The organism is Clostridium nitrophenolicum, assembly GCF_055391695.1.
Genome location: NZ_AP042469.1, coordinates 797,291 through 820,884 on the forward strand (window position 1 = coordinate 797,291; position 23,594 = coordinate 820,884).

General features: G+C 32.3%; 20 protein-coding genes and 3 tRNA genes. 20 read left to right on the forward strand and 3 right to left on the reverse strand.

What is annotated here, in order from left to right; genetic code table 11:
- The first annotated feature begins 74 nt into the window (after window positions 1-74).
- The 16 genes from ACZ5N4_RS03620 to ACZ5N4_RS03695 all read left to right on the forward strand — a co-directional run bounded on the left by ACZ5N4_RS03620 (window position 75) and on the right by ACZ5N4_RS03695 (window position 19,960).
- Window positions 75-1,238 carry an iron-containing alcohol dehydrogenase gene (locus ACZ5N4_RS03620; protein WP_464207230.1) on the forward strand — a complete coding sequence of 388 codons (1,164 nt, stop codon included), beginning with the start codon at window positions 75-77 and terminating at the stop codon, window positions 1,236-1,238.
- A 211-nt stretch (window positions 1,239-1,449) separates the two neighbouring features.
- Complete coding sequence (locus ACZ5N4_RS03625) at window positions 1,450-2,544, forward strand: PfkB family carbohydrate kinase (RefSeq protein ID WP_464207232.1); 1,095 nt, start codon at window positions 1,450-1,452, stop codon at window positions 2,542-2,544.
- Window positions 2,538-3,449 carry a pseudouridine-5'-phosphate glycosidase gene (locus ACZ5N4_RS03630; RefSeq protein ID WP_211144841.1) on the forward strand — a complete coding sequence of 304 codons (912 nt, stop codon included), beginning with the start codon at window positions 2,538-2,540 and terminating at the stop codon, window positions 3,447-3,449. The genes ACZ5N4_RS03625 and ACZ5N4_RS03630 overlap by 7 nt, the downstream gene beginning before the upstream one ends.
- A 235-nt stretch (window positions 3,450-3,684) precedes the next feature.
- On the forward strand, window positions 3,685-4,275 hold the full coding sequence (locus tag ACZ5N4_RS03635) for an ECF transporter S component (protein WP_464207233.1): 591 nt from the start codon (window positions 3,685-3,687) through the stop codon (window positions 4,273-4,275).
- 191 nt (window positions 4,276-4,466) lie between these two features.
- The gene (locus tag ACZ5N4_RS03640; RefSeq protein WP_464207234.1) at window positions 4,467-5,255 is read left to right on the forward strand and encodes an IclR family transcriptional regulator; all 789 of its coding nucleotides are present in this window, start codon (window positions 4,467-4,469) and stop codon (window positions 5,253-5,255) included.
- A 253-nt stretch (window positions 5,256-5,508) separates the two neighbouring features.
- On the forward strand, window positions 5,509-6,345 hold the full coding sequence (gene panB, locus ACZ5N4_RS03645; protein WP_464207235.1) for a 3-methyl-2-oxobutanoate hydroxymethyltransferase: 837 nt from the start codon (window positions 5,509-5,511) through the stop codon (window positions 6,343-6,345).
- A gap of 79 nt (window positions 6,346-6,424) precedes the next feature.
- Entirely contained in the window at window positions 6,425-7,336 is a 912-nt protein-coding gene (locus tag ACZ5N4_RS03650; RefSeq protein ID WP_464207237.1) for a ketopantoate reductase family protein, read from the forward strand.
- Between the two features lie 67 nt (window positions 7,337-7,403).
- On the forward strand, window positions 7,404-8,861 hold the full coding sequence (locus ACZ5N4_RS03655) for a sodium:solute symporter family protein (protein ID WP_464207239.1): 1,458 nt from the start codon (window positions 7,404-7,406) through the stop codon (window positions 8,859-8,861).
- Between the two features lie 22 nt (window positions 8,862-8,883).
- Window positions 8,884-10,533 (forward strand): amidohydrolase, encoded by a 1,650-nt coding sequence (locus tag ACZ5N4_RS03660; protein ID WP_464207241.1) that lies wholly within the window; start codon window positions 8,884-8,886, stop codon window positions 10,531-10,533.
- An 89-nt stretch (window positions 10,534-10,622) separates the two neighbouring features.
- Entirely contained in the window at window positions 10,623-11,000 is a 378-nt protein-coding gene (locus ACZ5N4_RS03665) for a DUF5661 family protein (RefSeq protein ID WP_464207243.1), read from the forward strand.
- A gap of 242 nt (window positions 11,001-11,242) precedes the next feature.
- The gene (locus tag ACZ5N4_RS03670) at window positions 11,243-12,874 is read left to right on the forward strand and encodes an OPT/YSL family transporter (protein ID WP_464207245.1); all 1,632 of its coding nucleotides are present in this window, start codon (window positions 11,243-11,245) and stop codon (window positions 12,872-12,874) included.
- Between the two features lie 57 nt (window positions 12,875-12,931).
- Window positions 12,932-13,894, forward strand: coding sequence for a P1 family peptidase (locus ACZ5N4_RS03675; protein WP_464207247.1), 963 nt, complete (start codon window positions 12,932-12,934; stop codon window positions 13,892-13,894).
- Between the two features lie 167 nt (window positions 13,895-14,061).
- The gene (rpsA, locus tag ACZ5N4_RS03680) at window positions 14,062-15,243 is read left to right on the forward strand and encodes a 30S ribosomal protein S1 (protein ID WP_464207249.1); all 1,182 of its coding nucleotides are present in this window, start codon (window positions 14,062-14,064) and stop codon (window positions 15,241-15,243) included.
- Between the two features lie 405 nt (window positions 15,244-15,648).
- Complete coding sequence (locus ACZ5N4_RS03685) at window positions 15,649-16,953, forward strand: putative DNA modification/repair radical SAM protein (protein WP_464207251.1); 1,305 nt, start codon at window positions 15,649-15,651, stop codon at window positions 16,951-16,953.
- A gap of 74 nt (window positions 16,954-17,027) precedes the next feature.
- Entirely contained in the window at window positions 17,028-17,771 is a 744-nt protein-coding gene (locus ACZ5N4_RS03690; protein ID WP_464207252.1) for a TIGR03915 family putative DNA repair protein, read from the forward strand.
- Window positions 17,772-18,004: 233 nt separating this feature from the next.
- Window positions 18,005-19,960, forward strand: a complete 1,956-nt coding sequence (locus tag ACZ5N4_RS03695) for an EAL domain-containing protein (RefSeq protein ID WP_464207253.1) — start codon at window positions 18,005-18,007, stop codon at window positions 19,958-19,960.
- A gap of 142 nt (window positions 19,961-20,102) precedes the next feature.
- Here the strand turns inward: ACZ5N4_RS03695 and ACZ5N4_RS03700 are convergent, their stop codons facing one another.
- The 3 genes from ACZ5N4_RS03700 to ACZ5N4_RS03710 form a co-directional block, all read right to left on the reverse strand.
- Window positions 20,103-20,576, reverse strand: coding sequence for a QueT transporter family protein (locus ACZ5N4_RS03700; RefSeq protein WP_464207254.1), 474 nt, complete (start codon window positions 20,574-20,576; stop codon window positions 20,103-20,105).
- A gap of 200 nt (window positions 20,577-20,776) precedes the next feature.
- Entirely contained in the window at window positions 20,777-21,361 is a 585-nt protein-coding gene (locus tag ACZ5N4_RS03705; protein WP_464207255.1) for a rhomboid family intramembrane serine protease, read from the reverse strand.
- Window positions 21,362-21,413: 52 nt separating this feature from the next.
- Complete coding sequence (locus ACZ5N4_RS03710; protein WP_211144855.1) at window positions 21,414-21,584, reverse strand: hypothetical protein; 171 nt, start codon at window positions 21,582-21,584, stop codon at window positions 21,414-21,416.
- A gap of 175 nt (window positions 21,585-21,759) precedes the next feature.
- Between ACZ5N4_RS03710 and ACZ5N4_RS03715 the strand changes: the two genes are divergently transcribed.
- From ACZ5N4_RS03715 to ACZ5N4_RS03730, 4 genes are all read left to right on the forward strand, one after another.
- Window positions 21,760-21,834 (forward strand) — tRNA-Gln (locus ACZ5N4_RS03715).
- 4 nt (window positions 21,835-21,838) lie between these two features.
- Window positions 21,839-21,914 (forward strand) — tRNA-Lys (locus ACZ5N4_RS03720).
- A 64-nt stretch (window positions 21,915-21,978) separates the two neighbouring features.
- Window positions 21,979-22,062, forward strand: a tRNA-Leu gene (locus ACZ5N4_RS03725).
- 194 nt (window positions 22,063-22,256) lie between these two features.
- Complete coding sequence (locus tag ACZ5N4_RS03730; RefSeq protein WP_464207258.1) at window positions 22,257-23,552, forward strand: hemolysin family protein; 1,296 nt, start codon at window positions 22,257-22,259, stop codon at window positions 23,550-23,552.
- Window positions 23,553-23,594: the final 42 nt, after the last annotated feature.

The window sequence follows — 23,594 nt, forward strand, 5'->3', positions numbered from 1 at the left end:
AAGTACTGTATTGAAAGGATTTTTACACAGAAATATAATTAATATAATAAATAAACAAAAGGAGAAATATGAAAATGTTAAACTTTAATTATGATATTCCAACAAAGATTTTCTTCGGAAAAGACCAAATAAGTGTTTTAGGAGAGCAAGTAAAGAAATACGGCTCTAAAGCTTTATTAGTGTATGGAGGAGGAAGTATAAAAAAGAGTGGGCTATACGATAGAGTAGTAGAAATATTTAATAATGCAAATATACAATTCCTAGAGCTATCAGGGGTAGAGCCTAACCCTAGAATTACAAGTGTAAGAAAAGGAGCAGAGCTTTGTAAGGGAAATAACATAGATTTTATTTTAGCTGTAGGCGCAGGAAGTGTAATTGACTGTGCAAAGGTTATTGCTGCAGCTAATTACTATGATGGAGATCCATGGGATTTCTTAACTAGGAAAGCGCCAATACAGAAGGTGCTGCCTGTTGGTACAATACTTACTCTTGCAGCAACAGGTTCAGAAATGGATCCATTTGCGGTAATAAGTAATTTAGATACAAATGAAAAACTAGCAACAGCACATCCAGATATGTCGCCAAAATTTTCAATCCTAGATCCAACATATACTTTTACTGTTCCAGCTAGTCAAACGGCAGCAGGAACGGCGGATATAATGAGCCATATTTATGAGAATTATTTTAGTAATACTAAGTCTGCCTATCTTCAAAGCAGAATGGCAGAAGCAATGCTTAAAACTTGTATAAAATATGGTCCTATAGCATATAAGGAACCTGAAAACTATGAAGCAAGAGCAAATTTAATGTGGGCATCAAGTCTAGCAATTAATGGACTAATAAGCTATGGTAAAGAGACTGAATGGTCTGTTCATGCTATGGAACATGAATTGAGCGCATTTTACGATATAACTCACGGTGTTGGTTTGGCATTGTTAACTCCTCACTGGATGAAATACATCTTAAATGATGATACAGTAGATGGCTTTGTTGAGTATGGAGTTAACGTTTGGGGACTTGATTCAGAAGGAGATAAATTTGAACTAGCTAACAAGGCCATTGATATGACAAGAGAATTTTTTGTTTTCTTAGGTTTACCAACAAAGCTCCAAGAGATTGGGATAGATAGAGAAAATCTAGAAACAATGGCTAAAGGTGCAGTAAGATACGGTGAGATAGGTAACTTTAGAAAACTAAATGCTGAGGATGTTCTAAAAATCTTTGAATCAGCATTATAAAAAGAAAGCTGAAGAAACTTTAAAATTGAGTGGTTGTATAACATATCTGGATTACAGGAAAACTAGTTATAAAATTACTCTAATAAGTTTCTTTAGTTTTTTATTTTTTATGGTTGAAAAATATATTATATTGTGTTAATATAAACATAAGTTAAATCAATAAGCAAAAGTTAAGAAAATAAATAAGATATTTAGCATTGAGGGGAATTTTATGACTAATAGAGAAGAAGAAATTTTAAGGCTAATTAAACAAAATCCAATGATAGCACAGAAAGAGCTTTCTGATGCTTTAGGTATTACCCGTTCTTCTGCTGCAGTGCATATAACAAACTTGATGAAGAAGGGATATATCAAAGGGAAAGGCTATATATTGAATGAAGAACCCTATGTTTGTATTGTAGGTGGTGCGAACATTGATATTCAAGGCTTTCCTAATCAGAAGCTGATTACTAAGGATTCTAATCCTGGAGTAGTTAAAATATCTCTCGGTGGTGTAGGTAGAAATATAGGTGAAAATCTTAAAAAGCTTGGATCAGAAGTCAAACTCATTACGGCTTTGGGAGATGATGTATACGGCAGCAAGATACTAGATGAAGCAAGATCCATAGGAATGGATATGCAGCACTCTTTAATACTTGAAGGACAATCTACTTCTACTTATTTATGCATACTTAATGAAGATGGAGATATGCATGCAGCTATTGCATATATGGATATCTTTGAAGGCATGACAGTGGAGTTTATTCAAAAGAAGAAACATGTAATAGAAAATTCTAGTATATGTGTTGTAGATACAAATATTCCTGAAGAAACTATAGAATATATTGTTACAAGTAATAGAGACACAGAATTTTTTCTAGATACAGTATCTACGTCAAAGGCAAAAAAGGTAAAAAATATTATTGGTAATTTCCATACTATTAAGCCAAATAAAATTGAAGCTGAAATTCTTTCAGGTATAGAAATAAAAAGCAACGATGATTTAAAAAGATGTGGAGAGTATTTTTTAAACCAAGGCATAAAAAGAGTATTTATTACCTTAGGGGAAGAAGGAGTTTATTATAACGACGGCATAGATGAAAATATAGTAAAGACACCAAGAATTAAGGTAGTAAATGCAACAGGTGCAGGAGATGCATTTGTAGCAGGACTTGTTTATGGTAAAACTAAAGATTTTACAATAGATTATTCAGTAAGATTTGCTATGAGCGCTTCTATATTGGCGCTGTCTCATAGTAATACTATAAATCCTAATATGTCACATGAAAATGTAATTAAAAAGATGGAGGAGTTAAAATTATGTTAGAAAAATACTTAGATATAAAACCAGAGGTAAAAAAGGCATTGGAAGAAGGAAAGCCAGTAGTAGCATTAGAGTCTACAATAATATCACATGGTATGCCATATCCTAAAAATGTTGAAACAGCAAAAAAAGTTGAACAAATACTAAGAGATAAAGGCGTTATGCCGGCAACAATTGCTATACTAGATGGAAAATTAAAAGTAGGAATAAATGATGAAGAGCTTGAACACTTAGGAAAAAGCCAAAATGTGCTTAAGACAAGTAGAAGAGATATACCATTTATAGTTGCTAAGAAACTAGATGGAGCAACTACAGTAGCTACTACTATGATAATAGCTGCACTTGCAGGAATAAAAGTTTTTGCAACAGGCGGTATTGGAGGAGTGCACAGAGGAGCACAAGAAACTTTTGATATATCAGCTGACCTTCAAGAGTTAGCGCATACAAATGTGGCAGTAGTTTGTGCTGGTGCAAAATCAATCTTAGATTTAGGTTTAACTTTAGAATATCTAGAAACTAACGGGGTACCTGTAATAGGATTCGGTACAGAAGAATTGCCAGCATTCTATACTAGAAAAAGCGGCTTTAAGGTAGATTATAGAGTTGATTCTGCAAAAGAGATAGCAGATACAATAAAAGCAAAATGGGATTTAGGCCTAAATGGAGGACTTGTAATTACAAATCCAATTCCAGAAGAAGATGAAATGGACTATGATACAATAACTAAAGCAATTGAGGACGCAGTAAAAGAAGCTGAAGAAAAAGGAATAAAAGGTAAAGAATCAACACCTTTCTTACTTGCTAAAATAAAAGAAATAACAGGTGGAAATAGCTTAGAATCAAATATTAAGCTTGTTTACAATAATGCAAAACTTGCTGCTGATGTAGCTTTAGAATTATCTAAATAATGACGGTGATTGTGCTTTAAAAATCAATTAAAGCACAATCATTTTTTGTTTTTATAATTATTAAAATTGACATGCAATTTAGTATTTTTATGTAATTTAGATTAATTGTTTACATATTGAAATTTTTATTTTAAGTGATAAAATGAAAATGTCGGTATTCGTATGAAACTGAACATCTAATTTATTAAAACTATTCCGAATTATATCCAAAGTAGGAATAAGAACGGAGGGAACTATGGAAAGAGGATTAAGAACGACAACAAGATTTAACACAAGACAAATCACTACAATTGGAATGCTATCAGCAATATCAATTGTACTAGGAGTAACTGGATTGGGATTTATACCTATTCCACCGGTAAAGGCTACTATAATGCATATTCCTGTTATTATAGGAGCTATTTTAGAGGGGCCAGTAGTAGGGGCTATGGTTGGCTTGATATTTGGTATTTTTAGTATTGTACAAGCCATAACTACGCCAACACCAGTATCATTTGTATTTATGAACCCTCTAGTATCAGTACTTCCTAGAGTACTTATAGCATTAACGTCTTATTATACGTACAAGGCTATAAAAACTAATTTTAAGGCATTAAACATGTCTGTTGCAGCAGCAATAGGTTCACTCACTAACACTTGCGGAGTTCTAGGAATGATTTATCTATTATACTTAGAACCATATGCAAAAGCACTGCATTTAAGTACTAGTGCTGCTCAAAAAGGAATAATTACAATTGGTGCAACCAATGGTATTCCGGAAGCAATAATATCTACAATAATAACAGTTTCAGTTGTAACTGCTATTAATAAAATAAGACGCAAATAAGAAAATTACCCTATAAATTTAGCTTTAGTCTAAATTTATAGGGTTTTTTATAATTGATTAGAAATATAAATAAAATACATTATTGGAATAGTTAAGATTCGTTTTCGAATTTATAATCAATTCTTATATGGAAAAATATGTATAAAACATGATATAATTAATTAAAACTTTGTGCTTTGGAGGACGCTGTAGTGGAAAGTATAGAAAATGATAATTCAAAACAGAGCTATTATATAAACTCTTTAATTAAATCTTTCGGGGTGTTAGAAATTTTATCTGAATATGATGAGATGAGTATTTTAGAATTAAGCAAGGCTTCGGGTATAGGAAAGAGTTCGATTCACAGAATATTAGGCACCTTTAAACACATAGGATATGTGAATCAAAATAATATAAATGGGAAATATTATGCAACGATAAAGCTGTTTGAACTGGGAAATAAAGTGGCAAATAGAATGCCTTTAAGAAAAGTAGCACGACCTTTCTTAGAAGAGCTATTCGAGGTGTGTCAGGAGACTGTAAACATAGGAATATTGGACAAGCAAGAGGTTGTATATCTAGATAAAATAATTACAAGAGAACCTCTAAGAATAGAGTTAGATATAGGTAGAAGAGTACCTGCCTTTTGCAGTGCTATGGGAAAAGCTATATTAGCCTTTAATGATACTGTCTCTATATCAGAACTACAACTTAGAAAAATTACAGATACTACTATAGACACCTATGAGGAACTAGAAAATCAGTTAAAACAAATAAGAAATCAAGGTTATGCAATAGACAACGAAGAGTATATTAAAGGACTTACTTGTATATCTGTGCCGTTGAAGGTTGATGACAATATGTCTTATGTTGCTTTAAGTATAGCATCGCCAAGTGCTAGAATAACTGAAGAAAAAAAACAGATATATATACAGTTATTGCGAAATACCGCTGATAAAATAACAAATGCGCTAGGAGCTTGGGGTAAACACTGTATTTAAATATAAAGTTTGAAAACTGTTGATAAGTTATATATCAGCAGTTTTTTATTTTGCATTAATACATATCCATAGAAAAGAGATATTTAAATATAAATAGACTTTATAAAATTTATTTAATTAATTTAAAGTTTTAAGAAAATGTAAATTAATTAGTAATTTTTGTATTATTAAAAGCATATTAATATACCAATGTGAAATTAATTCTGCTATACAGAATTTTATTCCACAATATAGAATTCAGGGAGGGAAGAAAATGACAAGACAAAAAGTGGCTATACCAAGCTTTAAGGATATGAAAAAAGAAGGTAAAAAGATAAGAATGGTTACAGCTTATGACTATCATACTGCGGCACTAGTAGATCAGGCTGATATTGAAATGATACTGGTTGGAGACTCATTGGCTATGGTTATGTTAGGATATGATTCTACAGTTGGAGTTACAATGGAAGATATGATTCATCATATTAAGCCTGTAGTTAAAGGTGCACCAAATACTATAATAATTGGTGATATGCCTTTTGGTTCATATAATGTTAGCTGTGAACAGGCAGTTATAAATGCTACTCGCCTTATGAAAGAGGGAGGGTGTGATTGTATAAAGCTAGAAGGTGGGTTAGCTGTAACAGATAAAGTAGAAGCTATTGTTAATGCCGGTATTCCTGTTATAGGGCATATAGGACTTACTCCTCAAACTAGTTCGCAGTTAGGTGGATTTAAGGTTCAAGGAAAAAATATTGAAGATGCTAAAAGAATAGTAGAAGAAGCAAAGGCATTAGAGAAAGCTGGAGCATTTATGATAGTAATAGAATGTGTCCCATCTGCCATAGGAAAATTAATATCTGAAAGTATAGGCATACCAACAATTGGTATAGGTGCAGGGCCAGACTGTGATGGTCAAGTGCTTGTAACTCATGACATGATGGGGATGTATGGAAAGTTTACACCTAAATTTGTGAAAAAATATGCTAATTTAAGTGAAATAATTATTAATGCATTTAATCAATATTCTGAAGAAGTACAGAGTGGAAGTTTTCCAGATGAAAAGTATAGTTTTGGAATGAAAGAAGAAGTTCTAAAGAAGTTATATTAAATAACACTTTAGCAATATAAAGCTAAATTATTGTGCTGATATATCAGCACAATAATTTAAAATCGGAGGGGTATCATTTATGAAAATAGCCATAATAGGTGCTGGTGCTATGGGAAGTTTATATGGGGGATATCTTTCAAGAGCCGGGGAAGATGTATACTTAGTAGATATTTGGCAATCGCATGTAGATGAAATAAATAATAATGGTTTGATAATAAAAGAAAGAGAAGATGAAATCATAGTATATCCTAAAGCTTTTTCTAAGGCAGAAGAAATAGGCTCTGTTGATTTGGCAATTATTTTTGTGAAATCTATATTAACTGAAAAGGCGCTAGCAAATAATAAAGCAATTTTGGGAAGTGACACTTTAGTGATGAGTTTACAAAATGGCTATGGCAATATTGAACAAATAGAAAAGTATGTTAAAAGTGAAAATATAATAGCAGGAACTACTGCACATGGAGCTACTATGCTTGGACCTGGCAATATCAAGCATGCAGGAAGTGGAGTTACACATATAGGATGGTTGAAGAATAATAAAAATAATAGTATAGAGCAAATTGCTATAGCTTTAAAAAGAGCTGGTTTTGATACTAATATTTCAGATAATGTAATGGAGCTTATATGGTCAAAGCTTATAGTTAATGTAGGGATTAATGCTCTCACTGCCATACTAGAAGTAGAAAATGGGAAATTATTAGATGTTGGTGAAACGAAATATCTTATGAAATTAGCTGTGGAAGAGGCAATAGATGTAGCAGAAGCTTTAGGAGTTAAGTTTAATAGAGATGAAACAATAGAGAAGGTTATGCAGGTTGCCTATAATACAGCAGGAAATAAATCCTCAATGCTTCAGGATATTTTAAATAAAAGAAAGACTGAAATAGAAACGATAAATGGTGCAATTGTTAGGGAGGGAATGAAACATTTTGTAAAAACTCCAGTAAATACTGTACTACTTAATCTTATAAAAGCAAAAGAAGTTATTTAAATTATGAAAATTCAAGGATAAATGAGCATACTAAAAAAATTAAAAGATTATAGAAAGGAGTTTTTGTATGAACGGATATATTGTAGCAATTGCATTATATTGTATAGCACTGATATTAATAAGTATAGTTGTTTCTAAATATGTAAAGGGTGGAAATGATTTTATAGTAGCTGGAAGAAAGTTCAACTCTGGATTATTATTTGCTACATTAATAGGAGGGAATATTGGAGCAGGATCTACAGTTGGTATTACTGGATTAGCATATACATCAGGTATATCAGCAGTTTGGTGGATGATAATGTCAGCTTTAGGAAGTATGGTTCTTGCATTTATAGTTGGTCCTAAAATTTGGGAAGTATCTATAAAATATAATTTGCTTACTGCTGGTGACTTTTTAGATAGAAGATATTCCAAAAAGTTTAAAGGTGTTTTTTCTACTATGATGGCAATAGGAACTCTAGCTTTATTTGCTGGTCAACTTATGGGCGTTGCGTGGATATTAAATGTCACTGCTGGTGTACCTAAGGTCACTGGAATAATTATTGGTGCAATAGTTGTTACTGTATATTTTGCATTTGGAGGAATAGTATCAGCTGCATATGTAGGGATATTGAAATTAGTAGTAGTTTTAACAGGATTTATAATCGCTGTGCCTTTTGCACTAAGTCATGTTGGGGGATTAGGCGGATTACACACATTGGTGGCAGCAAACTTAGGAAGTGTGGCTAAAACAAATAGTTATTTCAGCTTCTTTGGATTAGGTGCAACTGTTATAATAGGATACTTTTTTATGTTAACTCCTTCATTTTTCATATCACCTGGCTTAATTGGAATAGTATTTGGATCTAAAGACAAAGCAACTGTAAGAAAGGGTACAACATATAATGCAATAGTTCAATTCATTTTTGCTTTCATTCCTGCAATACTTGGTATGTGTACCTTTGCATTGTTTCCGCATTTAACTGTTCAGGATTTGGCATTACCTACAGCAATGAAGGAATTACTGCCTTTCTGGGTATCAGCAATAGCTTTAGCAGCGGTTTTTGCCGCTGAAATAAGCACTGCAGACACAGTTTTATATATGCTAACTACATCTTTTACAAATGACATATATAAGACCTTTATAAAACCTAAGACTACTGATACCGAATTATTAAGAATGAGCAGATACGTTACTTTTGTTTCTGGAATTCTCGGAGTTGGGATGGCATTATTACTGCCTAATATTATAACAGCACTTTCAATTTTTTATACATTAATGTCTGTATCTCTTACTGCACCGTTACTTTTTGGAATATTTTCAAATCGGCCAACAGTAGCAGCAGCTTCCGTTTCAGCAATATCAGGCGTAGCACTTACAATAATATTGACATTTGGATATAAGGTAAAGCTTTTTGGAATTTTAAATGCTCAAAGTACCGGAATTCTTTTATCAATAATAATTATGATTATAATTATGTACGCATTTCCTGCAAAAGCATTTAAAGATGGCAAAAAAGAAATAGAGATGAATGTATCAGAATAGAAATATTTATGGAGGTTTAATAATGATTTTTGATTATTCGTATGCTGATTATGCTTTTAAAAATGGAAGAGTAATAACAGTGAACGAAAGAGATGAAATTGTTGAAGCAGTGGCTGTAAAAGGCAATAAAATAGTATATGTAGGAGATAACGCAGGATTAGAAAAAATTATTGATAATAACACCAAGGTTATCGACCTTAAAGGGCGCGCTTTGACTCCAGGATTTATTGATACACATTACCATCCTATTTTAAACGGATTCTTTGGAAATACGGAAGATGCTGCAATTATAAATACTGGATATCCTAATTGTAAATCCATTAAGGATATTATCGAGTTAATTAAAAAAGCTGCTGCAAAGAGAAAGCCTGGCGAATGGATTTCTATGATGGGCTATGATCAAAATAGAGTTGAAGAAAAGAGACATATTACAATAGAAGAAATGGATGAAGCTGCTCCAAATAATCCTGTACAGTGCATAAGAATGTGCGGGCATATTTGTATGTATAACACACTTGCTCTTGCTCAAGCTGGAATATATACTCCTGAGGATGCAAAAAAATTTGCTAAGGATGAGGTTGTCGTTGAAAATGGTAAATTAACTGGTATGGTTAAAGATCATTCACATTTTTATCTTTGGAGTAAGGTTATTTATACTGAGGAGCAGCAGAAGGCTGCTGCTATGAAATCAAATAACTTGCTATTAAGGAATGGAATTACTTCTGTTCATGATGCCGGAGAGTGCGACAAGCCTTCCTATCATATAATGCAGAATCTTTGTAGAACTGGAGAATTTAAGGTTAGAGAATATATGATGCTTCATAGTATTTTTGGGAAACCTCTTTCTCTTGAGGATAATGAACATTTCCTTGCCCTTGGACTGCAGAGCGGAATAGGAGATGAACACTTTAAAATCGGTACTTGTAAATTTATGATAGATGGAGGAACAAGCGGGCCTTCCTGTGCAACAAGAGAACCTTACTGTCATGACCCTGATATGCCTGGTATACTTGGATGGCAAAGAGAGGAAGTAGCTGAATATATAAAAATAATTAATGACGCTGATTGTCAGGCATCAGCACATGCCGTTGGTGATTTGGCTATCGAATTTATGGTTGAAGGTTATGAAAAGGCCTTCAAAACAAATTCGAGACCTGAAGCTAGACATAGAATTGAACACTGTGCTATTGTAGACCAGGACCTTATCGATAGAATGGCTAAGTTAAACATTTGTCCTAGTACAAACCCTGGAATGATAGCTTGGAATGGAAGAAATTATACTAGGTTCTACGGTGACAGAATGAAATATTTTATAGCATTAAGAAGCATGATTGATGCAGGTGTTATGGTTTCAATTGGAAGTGATGCACCATCAGGACCTGTAGAATCAATGTCTATATTGGATGCTTGTGTAAACAGAATTGACAGAGTAATAAATGAGCCAGTAGATCAGACTCAGAAAATTACTATATTGGAAGCAATTAGACTGTATACTTACAATGGAGCTTACTCCAGCTATGAAGAAAAGATTAAAGGCAGCATTGAAGTTGGTAAATTAGCGGATATGGTTGTTATCTCTGAGGATATTATATCATACCCTCAGGATAAGATACTTGATATTAAAGTTGATATGACTATTATTGACGGAAAAATTGAGTATGAAAGAAAATAGATCTTAATTATAACAAGTGAATTAAATGGCAAATTAATACTTAATGCATAAAATAACATTATAATTAAAATTTTACATGGAGGATTTATATGTGCCAATGTCCTTACTTTAATATGTTAAGAAATTCTATGTATTATATTCCTTATATGCCAGTGCCATTTATGAGAGGTTATGAAGATAGTTTAAGAGAACTTTCCTATAAGAAAAGTTTTACTACTGAAGAAGCTTTATGGATTGCTAAACATCTTAATATAAAGTTTGATAAATTTGACCTAGAGCAGTTTAGAATTGGATTGAATGTTGAGTTAGAACACGGAAGGATAAATCCGTTTACTAATATTACTAACGATGACTTCATTTTGACTGGTAAAATTACGCTTGCTCATTTGAATGAATTCCCTGATTATTATAAAAGGCTTACAAAGATGGAAGAGGAAGCGGAAAAATATTGGGGATACGAAGATTAAAGAATCTAACCATATAACAGTTAGAAACCTCGTAAATTTTTGCGAGGTTTTTTATTTATCTAATTTAGAAGCAACTTATTGTATTTGTTAGGCAAAAGGTAATATTTAAAATGCTCAAATCATATAAATATATATGCATAAATATATTCTGCTATAGTAAATTAAGTTCTGCCATATAGAATGTTTCAGGAGGTGTGTATAGGCATATAATTTACTTTATCAATTCTTATGGAGGGAGTAATGTGAAAGAAAGTAAAGGCCAAAATATAGGATATGCACAGAGTTATAAAGAGCAGCTTACAGTAAGAAGTTTAATAATTGGAGCACTAGGGGCATTTATAATCACATTGAGTTCAATGTATGTAGCATTGAGAATGGGAGCACTTCCTTGGCCTACTATTTTTGTTGCAATTCTATCTATGGCAGTTTTAAAAGGATTAGGCAAGACAAACTTAAATGAAATAAATGTAGCAGCAACGACTATGTCAGCAGGTGGCCTTGTTGCAGGTGGCTTAGCTTTTACAATTCCAGGTATATGGATGATAAATAAGAATGCGGCAGTAAGTGTTGTATCTCTATTAATGGTAACCTTGTCTGGAACAATATTAGCATTGATATTTACACTTCTTATAAGAAAATACTTTATAGAAAAAGAACAACTTCCTTTTCCGATGGGAATAGCCGCTTCACAGACTTTAATTGCAGGAGATGAAGGCGGAAACAAAGCTAAAACCTTGTTTATAACCTTAGGTATTACTGCAATATTTACAGCCATAAGGGATTACTTCGGTAAAATACCAGCAGCTATAACATCAACTTCACTTGCTGCTAAAAATATATTTTTCGGAGTATGGGTATCTCCAATGGCGGTGGGTATAGGATATATAATTGGGCCGTTATACATGGGAACATGGTTTTTAGGAGCAATATTAAGTTATTTTGTTATAATACCAGTAGGTGTTGCCCAGGGAATATTCAAAGATGTAGCCGCTGCTACTGCATTTAAAGATAGCCTAGGGATAGGTTTTATTGTAGGAGCAGGTATAGGTGTTCTATTAAAAGGAATTCTTCCTAAGGCTAAAGAAATATTTGGACCAATGCTTAAAGGGAAGACTGGTGATAATAATATAAATCTAAAATGGGCTCCTATAGCTTTTGCTGTAATAGCATTTATGTTAACGGTATTTACTGAAATGAAGCTTGTTCCAAGTATTATAACTATATTTGGCGTATGGATTACTACATCTATGGCTGCAACTATAACAGGTCAGACTGGCATTAACCCTATGGAGATATTTGGGATATTGATATTATTATTGGTAAAAGCTATCGTAAATGTTGGGCCTATTGAAGCATTTTTAGTAGCTGGTGTTATTGCAGTAGCCTGTGGTCTTGCAGGAGATGCTCTTCAGGACTATAAAGCAGGATATATTTTAAAAACTGATCCAAAGGCACAGTTAATTGCCCAGACAGTAGGAGGTTCAGTTGGTGCTGTGGTGTCAGTTGCAGTTCTATTTGTTATGCATAGAGCTTATGGAAATATGGGACCAGGAACGGAATTAGTAGCACCTCAGGCTTATGCAGTTTCTACTATGGTTTCTGGATTACCAAATTTTAATGCATTTATTGCAAGTCTTATTATAGGAACAATACTATTTATGTTAGGAGTTCCTGTAATGACTGTTGGGATAGGAATATATTTACCTATGTTTATATCAACAGCTGCCTTCATAGGCGGATTGTTAAAGTTTATTGTACAAAAATTGAAACCGGAGGCAGATGACAATGGACTCCTTATATCATCGGGTCTTCTTGGAGGAGAAGGAATTACGGGGGTAGTCATAGCATTAATTAAAGTATTTACTTTAGGATAGCACTAAGCGTAAAATATTAGTTAACAGAGTTTGTGGTATTTACAATAGGAGGTAAAAATGCAAGAAATATTATTTAATCAAATAGAAGGAATAAAGATTGGAAATGCGCAAAACTTAAATGGTCCTACTGGATGTACTGTAGTAATATGTGAAGAAGGAGCTTCTGCCGGTGTAGATGTAAGGGGTGGATCACCAGGTACTAGAGAAACAGATTTACTTGATCCAGTAAATTTAGTAGATAAAATTCACGCTGTAGTTTTATCTGGAGGTAGTGCTTTTGGTCTGGATGCTGCCAGTGGTGCGATGCAGTATTTAGAAGAAAGAAATATAGGGTTTGATGTTAGTGTTACAAAGGTCCCTATAGTGTGTTCAGCAGTACTCTTTGATTTAGTTATAGGAGATTACAAAATAAGGCCAGACAAAAGCATGGGATATGAAGCCTGCGTAAATGCAGAGTTAAATCAGTGCAAGGAAGGAAACATAGGAGCTGGAACAGGAGCGACGGTAGGCAAGATACTTGGTCCTGAGTATTCAATGAAAGGTGGACTTGGATGTTATGCCCTTCAGGTTGGAGATCTTAAAGTAGGCGCAGTTATTGCGGTTAACTGTCTCGGAGATGTAATTGATCCAGCTACAGGGGAAATTATTGCAGGAGTTTTAGATAAAGATAAAAAGAACTTTGCAGGCACAGAGAAAATAATGATAAATAATTATAGCGAGAAGAAGAATTTATTTAGTGGAAACACTACTATAGGAGTAGTTGTAACAAACGCAAAGTTTTCAAAGTCAGAAATGAACAAAATAGCTTCTATGGCGCACAATGGTTATGGAAGATCTATGAGGCCAGCTCATTCAATATTTGACGGAGACACTATTTTCACTATGGCAACTGGAAAAGTAGAGGCAGATATAAACGTTGTAGGACTTCTGGCTGCAGAGGTTGTTGAGCAAGCTGTAGTAAGAGCAGTTAAAAATGCTGAAGGTATTTTTGGATATAAAGCTTATAAAGATATGATTTAAGTATTAATGAAAAGCAGGCTTATGCAGAGCGAAGTGAGCTATTGTGTGATGAATGAAATTATCATACAATAGCTTTTCTTTGTTATCCAAAAGTTATTATTTATGGTAGAATAAAAATAAATGAAGAGCAAATCTTATATATATGAATGTGTAAGGAGATGAGTTGTATGTCAGTTAATGATAATGAAATAAACTCAATGAATGAGATTATAAGCGACATTGAGTCTTCAATGAAAAAAGTGAGAAGTGGAGAGGTTATAAAAGGAAAGGTTATTTCAGTAACAGATAGTGAAGCTATAATAAATTTGGGCTATATGTCAGATGGAATATTACCTAGAAGTGAGATAAGCGAAGATTCAGAAATAAATCCTAAAGACGTCTTAAAGGAAAATGATGAAATTTATGTTTATGTATCAAATATGAATGATGGAGATGGAAATATTCTGCTATCGAAAAAAGCAGCAGATAAAATAAAGGTATGGGATGAACTTGAAGATTCTCTTAAAAATAATAACACTTTTGAGGTGACTGTTAAGGAAGTTGTTAAAGGTGGAGTTGTTACATATATAAAGGGAATAAGAGCCTTTATACCTGCTTCACAACTTTCAGTATCATATGTAAAGGATTTAAATGAGTTTATAGGAAAAACACTAAATGTAAAGGTAATTGAGCTTGATAGATCCAAAGAAAGAATAGTTTTATCAAGAAGAGAAGTGGAAAGTGTTGAATTAGAAGTTAAAAAGAAAGGTTTATGGAGCGAAATTAAACCTAGAGAAAAAAGAGCTGGTGTAGTAAGCAGATTAACTAAATTTGGGGCATTTGTTGACTTAGGAGGAGTAGATGGATTAATTCACCTTTCAGAGTTATCATGGAAAAGAGTTAAAAATCCTTCTGAGGTAGTTTCAATTGGAGATAAAGTTGAAGTATATGTTCTAGATGTAGATAAAGAGAATAATAGAATTTCCTTAGCATTAAAAGATGTAAGCGAAGACCCTTGGAATAATGTTCAGGATAAATATAAAGTTGGAAGTGTGGTAGATGGAACTGTATCTAAATTTTTAAACTTTGGTGCTTTTGTAGAGATAGAACCAGGATTAGAAGGGTTAGTGCATCTTTCAGAAATATCCGAGGAGCGTATTTTAAAGCCTTCAGACGTATTAAATATAGGCAATAAGGTTAGGGTGAAAATACTAGATATTGATCCAAAGGCAAAGAGAATGAGTTTAAGCATTAAGGACTCAGCTGAAAAGCCAAAAGAGGATTTTGAAAAATATGTTGATACACAGGAATCTGGAGTAAGCCTGGGAGAATTATTTGGAGATAAATTCAAAGATTTGAAATTTGATTAGTATATAGAGATAAAGTGCTGAAAGTCAGCTTATACGCCGGGATATGTTTCAAAGCTTCAGTACGTTAAAAACTTTTAGCCAGTCTAAAGCTTGTGTTTTAGACGACCTAAGAACCTTCGAGAAACTCGCTACGCTCAGACAACTCGAAGGTGCTAAGGTTGTCTTAAAACCCTTCACTAAGACTGACACAAAGTTTTTAAATCTATCTTCAGCTTTGGAAACATATCCCTTTGTATAAGCTGACTTTCTAGCTAGTTTCTCTATATATAATCATTAATATAATGGGTTACTTATAAGGATGGGTTTTTAATGCCCTTCTGTATAAGTAACCTTTTTATTTGGAATAATATTTACATGAGAACATACGTTTGGTATAATTATGTTATATGGTATGGAGGCGTGTATATGGACATATTGGAAAAATTAAGAATACTATCATCAGCTGCTAAATATGATGTATCCTGTTCTTCAAGTGGAAGTAACAGAAAGAATACTAAAGGTGGATTGGGGAATGGGTATGAAAGTGGCATATGTCATAGTTTTGCAGCAGATGGAAGGTGCATTTCTCTTTTAAAAGTCTTATTAACAAACCAGTGTAGCTTTGATTGTGTTTATTGCATTAACAGAGTATCTAATGATATAGAAAGAGCTTTCTTTACTCCAAAGGAAATAGCAGACCTAACCTTAAATTTTTACAGGAGAAACTACATAGAAGGATTATTTCTAAGCTCTGCAGTTTTTAAAAACGCCAACTATACAATGGAGTTGCTTATAGAAGTAGCAGATATTCTTAGAAATGAACATAGATTTAATGGATATATTCATTTAAAAGCTATACCAGGTGCCGATGAAGCACTAATAAAAAAGGCTGGTATGTTAGCAGATAGAATGAGTGTAAATATTGAACTTCCTTCGAGTAACAGTCTAAAGCTTTTAGCACCGCAAAAAAATAAGGAAAAAATACTTAAACCTATGTCTTTTATAGGAAGAGAAATTTCTATCTTACAGGAAGAGAGAAAGATCTATAAAAAAGCACCTAAGTTTATTCCAGCAGGGCAAAGCAGTCAATTAATAGTTGGAGCAACACCAGAGAGTGATTTGCAAATTATGAGATTATCTGAAAACTTATATAATCATTACAATCTTAAGAGAGTTTATTATTCAGCTTATGTTCCAGTTGTGAAAAGTGCAAAACTACCTGATATAAAGAGTCCTCCATTAATAAGAGAACACAGATTATATCAAGCAGATTGGCTTTTAAGATTTTATGGTTTTTCAGCAAAAGAGCTTCTAGATGATACTAATCCTAATTTTGATATAAAACTAGATCCCAAAACCGATTGGGCACTTAGGCACTTGGAGAACTTTCCTGTAGAAATAAATTTAGCACACTATAATACACTGCTTCGAGTGCCAGGCATAGGGGTAAGATCAGCTATGAGGATAGTAAAGATAAGAAAAGTACAATTTTTAAGTTTCGAAGATTTAAGAAAACTAGGTGTAGTTTTAAAAAGAGCGAAATATTTTATAACTTGCAGAGGAAAGTACTATGGAGAGACCTCTTTTAAGGAAGAGATAATACGGGAGAAAATTGAAGATAAAATAATAAGTAAGGAAAAGCTCAATTACAAACAGTTATCATTTTTTTCAGAAACCCCAGCATTATATAAACCACAAGATGCTTTAACTAGTTTTACAGGAGAAATTTAATATAAAGTATTGTTGGTGTTACGATGAAGCTTTTACTCACTTGAACTATCTAATAATGAACAAGGAGGACTTCGATGATTTGTTATATATATGATGGAAGCTTCGATGGCTTACTTACGGCAGTCTATGAATCTTATTATATGCAGGAAAAACCGGAACAGATTTTAAGAGAAGAGCATTTTTTACCAGACTTTTTTATAGAGCCAATATACATTAAGACAAGTAAAGAAAAAGCTGATAAAGTATATAATGCTATAAAAGACAAGGTCTCTTATGAAGTATTAAGATATGTTTTTTATGTTTTTTTGTCTGAATTAAAAGAGTCTAGCACTCTAATTTATAGATATTTAAAACTAGCATTTAAAATAGGAAAAGATATAAATTTGCATATGCATAATAGTATAGTTTTATCTGTACATAAAATAAGTCATAAAGTTACAAATGAGGCGCATAGAATGCTAGGATTTATAAGATTTAAGTTCCTAGCTAGTAATGTATATTACGCAGCTATGGAACCTGATCATAATATACTTCAGTTAATTATGCCTCATTTTTCTAAAAGATTTTCTTCTCAGAATTTTATTGTTCATGATAGGAAGAGAGAAATAGCTGCCTTATATAATAAAGAAAAATGGGTAATTGTTGATATGTTAAAAGTTGATGGTGAAAAATTATTTTTAAATAGTAATGATGAAGTTTATGAAAAATTGTGGAAACAGTATTTTAGCTCAATTACAATAGAAAACAGAAAAAATAGAAAACTTCAAAAAAGTTATATGCCAGAAAGATACTGGAAATTCCTAACTGAGATGCTTTAAGGTAATAATTAAGTGTACTATAATACATATAATTGTTACCCTTTAAATTTTGACAAAAAATAACCTGATTTTAATATGCAAACATAATATAGTATGGTAAAATATACATAAATATATGTTTGTATCGAGTTATTTTAAATTTTTTTGAAGTAAAATACATTTAGTTCAAAAAAATTTATTACGAAATTTAAAATTTTAAAGTATAATTAATAATTCAGGAGTTTTTACAGAAAATGGAACAAATAAAGGCTGGTGTTTATGTGGAATACAAATTTTCTGAGCTTGTGGATATAAATCATTTAAATAGCTTAATTGAAAGTTTTCGCTCAATAACTGGAATCGGCTATACCATAAAAGAAATTAGAAATGATGACTTTACAAGTATTACTAGTAGTAAAATATGCTGTGATTTTTATAAAGTAAATGAAATAACAAAAATGAGATGCAAAGAGTCTCAAGATGCTATAATTAAGGAACTTAATGAAGGAAAAGACTATGTGATTCATAAATGTAAGAATGGTTTAGTGCAAATAGTGGTTCCAATAATAATTAATAAAGTTCTTGTTGCCATTATTTATGCAAATCGGATGTTTTTTGAAGAGCCTAATATGGAGTATTTTAAAAATCAAGCATTGGAATTAGGTTTTAATGAAGATGAATACCTAAAGACAATTAAGGAGATTCCGGTAGTTTCAAAGAAAAAAATCAAACCAATTACAGACTTTATTTTAAGAATCAGTAAGTTACTGGCAGAAATGGGATGCAGACACTTAAATGAATTAGAAGCAAACAAGAAATTAAGCGAAAGTTATTTAGAGCTTTCAGGAGTTTATCAACAACTGAGAGCAGCGGAGCAACAGCTTAGAAATCAGTATGATGAATTAGAAAAAATGGCATATTATGATCCACTAACTGGTTTGCCAAATTGGCATTACATACAGAAAGAAATAACTAAATATTCCAACGAAAATGACTCGTCAAAACTAGCTATTATGTATATAGATTTAGATAACTTTAGAAATATAAATAATGGCTTTGGCCATCATTATGGTGATAAATTATTGCAGGAAATAGGGAGGTCGCTGCAGACGCTTCTAAAAAAGAACTGCATAGTTTCAAGGGCTAGTGGAGATGAGTTTTTGATTGTTCAATATGGTGTGAAAAATAGAAAAGAAGTTTTGAAAACAGTTGGTAAAATTTCCGGATTGCTCAATAGTACATGGCAATTAGATGAAAAAGAGTTTTTTGTATCAGCTAGTATAGGAATAGCAGTTTTTCCAGAGGATGGACAAGACTTTGATAAAATTTTAAGAAGTGCAGAGATAGCAGTTAATAAGGCTAAGGAGCTTGGTAAAAATTCTTATATGTTTTTTGAAAAGCCACTGTATGATGAAATATCAAGGAAAACAGAGATGGAAAAAGAACTGAGAACTGCTATAAAAAATGATGAGCTTATACTGCATTATCAGCCTCAGGTAGATATCAAAACGGGAAAGATAGTAAGTTTAGAAGCACTGTTAAGATGGAACAGTAAAAAGTTTGGATGGGTCTCTCCTTATGAGTTTATTAAACTAGCTGAAGAAACAGGATTGATTATTCCTATAGGACAATGGGTATTAAAAACAGCATGCTTACAAAATAAGGATTGGAAAAGCAAAGGGTACGATTATGAATTTATCTCAGTAAATGTTTCTGTTACACAGATACAAAATAGAAATTTTCTTGATAGTGTGAAGGAAATCCTAAGTGAAACAGGAACTAGACCAGAATGTTTAGAGCTGGAAATAACAGAAAGTGTCATGATGGAAACTATTGAATCTAATTTGAGAATACTTAATGAATTGAGAAACATGGGAATAAGAATTGCTCTTGATGATTTTGGAACAGGATATTCTTCCTTAAACTATCTAAAGAGTTTGCCTATTAATACATTAAAACTTGATAAAAGCTTTATAGATGGTTTATGCAAAAATTCTTATGAAGAACTTATTACATATGAGATAATAAAGCTTGCTCACAGAATGGATTTAGATGTTGCTGCAGAAGGTGTAGAGTTTGAAGATCAATTAAAATCTCTTATGGAGAAAGAATGTAATAGAATCCAAGGATATTATTTTAGTAAGCCTTTTCCACCAGTAGAAATAGAATCAGTATTAGAGAGAGGTTCATTTAATATTTATAGAATGTAATAAAATACTATAAACAGGATTCTTGGCTTCAGGTGGAGTTTTAAACTCCATCTGAAGCTTAGAAGCCGTTATCCAGAGTCGTAGACATCGGATAAAGATATAGGTGAAGGAAAATAGTGTCCTTCATCTATATTTTTTATAATTAGTTATATTTCAAAATCTTTATAACATCTTCCCTTTTCAAAAGAAGCTTGAATAAAGGGTAGCCGATACAAGTTACAACTACAAATTCTCCTAAAGCTACATATAGTGTAGATAACCAAAAGGGTTGGTTTAGGACAAAAAATAGCTCAGCTCCTACAATTAAACCATTCATAATGGTTGGCCAAAGTGTAGATATAAGTAAATTTTTAGTTTTACTGATCATATATACGCTTATAAGTGTCGCACTTGTACCTACTATTACATCAACTATACCTAATGGACTATAAAGGTTCGATATAGCACATCCTAATCCAAGACCTATGATATAAACTGGATCTATAAATGCAAGTAGAGTCATAACTTCAGAGAATCTAAATTGAATGGCCCCATAGCTTAAAGGAGCAATTGCTAATGTTGCAACAGTGTAAACAGCGGCAGTTATAGCTATTTTAACAAGTTTTTTTACTTTCACCACAGTTTCCTCCTTTCAGTCGGAACACGGGGTAATTAATCCCATTCGCTCCGCTCATAAATTACCCGCTAAAGTCCATTTAGGACTTTAACCTCCTATTTTCAAAATTAAGCCTCATACCATGTGGTATGAGGCAATGCTCAATTCTATAGTATATCATAACTAGACATAATAAATAAATGATTTTAGATTTATTTTTATTAAGAATTACAAGATTCAGCAGGTCTTCTCTTTCGATTTTTTAGATATCCAAAGGCACCTCCACACAAACCGCCTATTATATGAGCGGAATGAGAAATATTGTCTACGGCAAAAATAGCATCTAATACTTCTCTACCTAGGAAAAAAATTGCTACTAAAATAAGTGTCAATGGAATTTTACCGGATTCAGTGTTGGCAAAAGAGCTTAACAATATTAGCATAAAAACAATTCCACTAGCACCAAGGAGGGCAGTTGGAAAGAATAATGTATTAATAATTCCGGTTATAAATGCGGTGAAAACCATCATTTCTATTAAGTTGTTAGAGCCGTATTTTTCCTCAACCATAGGGCCAACAAGAAGTACAATTAAAAAGTTCCCAGAAAAGTGACTCCAATTAGCATGACCAAATACATAGCTAAATAAACGTATATATTGTAGTGGATCAGTTATAGAAGTCTTATAGTTTGTGAAGAGATATCTCGTTGAAGCTCCAGCTGTAGCTTTGCCTAAAAGATATGCTACAAAAGCTATGAATGTAAAGGTTAGTATTACAGGGGAATTATATTGAATTTTCTTAAACATATGAATCACCTTCTTTTGTTTATAAAATTTATTATCCTTAATATAAGTTATATTATCCAAATTTCTTTATTTTAAAATATGTGGTTAAAGGTTTTCTTAATCTTATAAGTTGAAAAGCTACATCTATGGTTGGAAATCCTATAAGTTGAAAGAAACTAATAATATCACTGTATAATTTTATAAGTTCATTTGATGAAGTGGAATTCTCTATTGAGAAAAACATATCGTTCTCCAATAAAATTGTTCATATAATTAATATATGAATAAAAGTAGAAAAAGTGCTTAAGCTAAGAGCAAATATTAATTTATAAAAAAAATGAAAAAAATTATCAAAAGTTGTTGACAATAATACCATAACGTATTATAATCTATAAATGTGTGGTAAACAAATTAAACATTGGGATATCGCCAAGCGGTAAGGCACCAGACTTTGACTCTGGTATTCGTAGGTTCGAATCCTGCTATCCCAGCCATTTTGGTTTACTAGCTCAGTCGGTAGAGCACATGACTTTTAATCATGGTGTCCGGGGTTCGATTCCCCGGTAAGCCACCAATAAGTAGACATCCTAAACTTTGATTTTGTGATAGTCACTTAATTAACTACATTTAAATAATTTGCAGGTGTGGCGGAATTGGCAGACGCACTAGACTTAGGATCTAGCGCCAACGGCGTGGGGGTTCGACTCCCTTCACCTGCACCACTAAAAAGACATGATTGATATTTCAATCATGTCTTTTTTATTAAAAAATAATTTCTGAAAATATTTAACATCATGAAACATGATAATATATTTTTTACAAAAGCAAGTATCACTTTATTATATATAAATAGAATATTAATGTTGTAATATTGTAAAAATATATATAATGACCTGTGTTTTAAGGAGGGCTATCAATGTCCAGTATTACAACAGAATTGCTTTTAATATTTATATTAATTTTAATTAATGCTTTTTTTTCAGCCTCTGAGATGGCCATTGTATCTTTAAATAGAACTAGAATGAATCATCTGGCAGAGGAAGGAAATGAGAAAGCTAAACTGATTCTAAGGTTGCTGAATGAACCTAGTAAATTTCTAGCCACAATACAGGTAGGAATTACATTAGCAGGATTTTTTGCCAGTGCTTCTGCAGCAACTACACTTTCTGAAAGATTTTCACTGGTATTAAGGTCATATGGTATACCATATAGTAATAGGATATCAGTTATTTTGATTACTGTTTTTTTAGCATATATTACACTTGTTCTAGGAGAATTATTTCCTAAAAGAATTGCATTGCAGAACTCGGAAGAAATTGCGATGTTTTCTGTAAAACCAATATTATTTGTATTAAAAATAATGCTTCCCTTTGTAAAGTTATTATCTAGCTCTACAAATTCACTAATTAAAATTTCAGGTATAACATTAGAAAACTTAGAGGAGAAAGTATCTGAAGAAGAAATAAGAACAATGATAGATCTAGGACAGGAAAATGGCGTTTTTAATGAAACAGAGAAAGAAATGATAAATGGGATATTTGAGTTTGATGATACTTTAGCAAAAGAAGTTATGACACCAAGAACAAATGTATTTGCCGTAGATATCAATGAGCAAAATGCCTCAATAATAAGTGAAATATTAGAAGAAAAATACTCGAGAGTTCCTGTGTATGAAGATGATATTGACAATATAATAGGAATCTTATTTATAAAAGATCTGTTTGGTCAGTTGCTGAAAACATCAGCGGACAAAATTGACATTAGAAAATTGTTGAGGCCTGCTTATTTTGTGCCAGAAAATAAAAATATAGATATATTGTTTAAAGAATTGCAGAACTCAAAAAATCACATGGCGATTCTTATAGATGAGTATGGAGGATTTTCTGGAATTACAACAATAGAAGATCTTATAGAAGAGATAATGGGTAATATATTTGACGAATACGACGAATATGAGCAAGATTTTAGAAAGATAGATAGTGGAACATATATAGTTAGTGGTTCACTATCAATAGATGAAGTAAATGAACTCTTAAATCTAAACCTTCAATCTGAAAACTCTGATACCATTGGAGGTTTTGTGGTAGATCTTCTTGGTAGTATTCCTAGAGATGATGAGGAGAATACCATAGAATATGAAAATATAACATTTAAAATTGAGAAAGTAAATGAAAAAAGAATAGAAGAACTTAAAATATATGTAAATGAGTGAAAGTCTCTTAAATTAGAATAAGGGACTTTCACTCATTTGCAT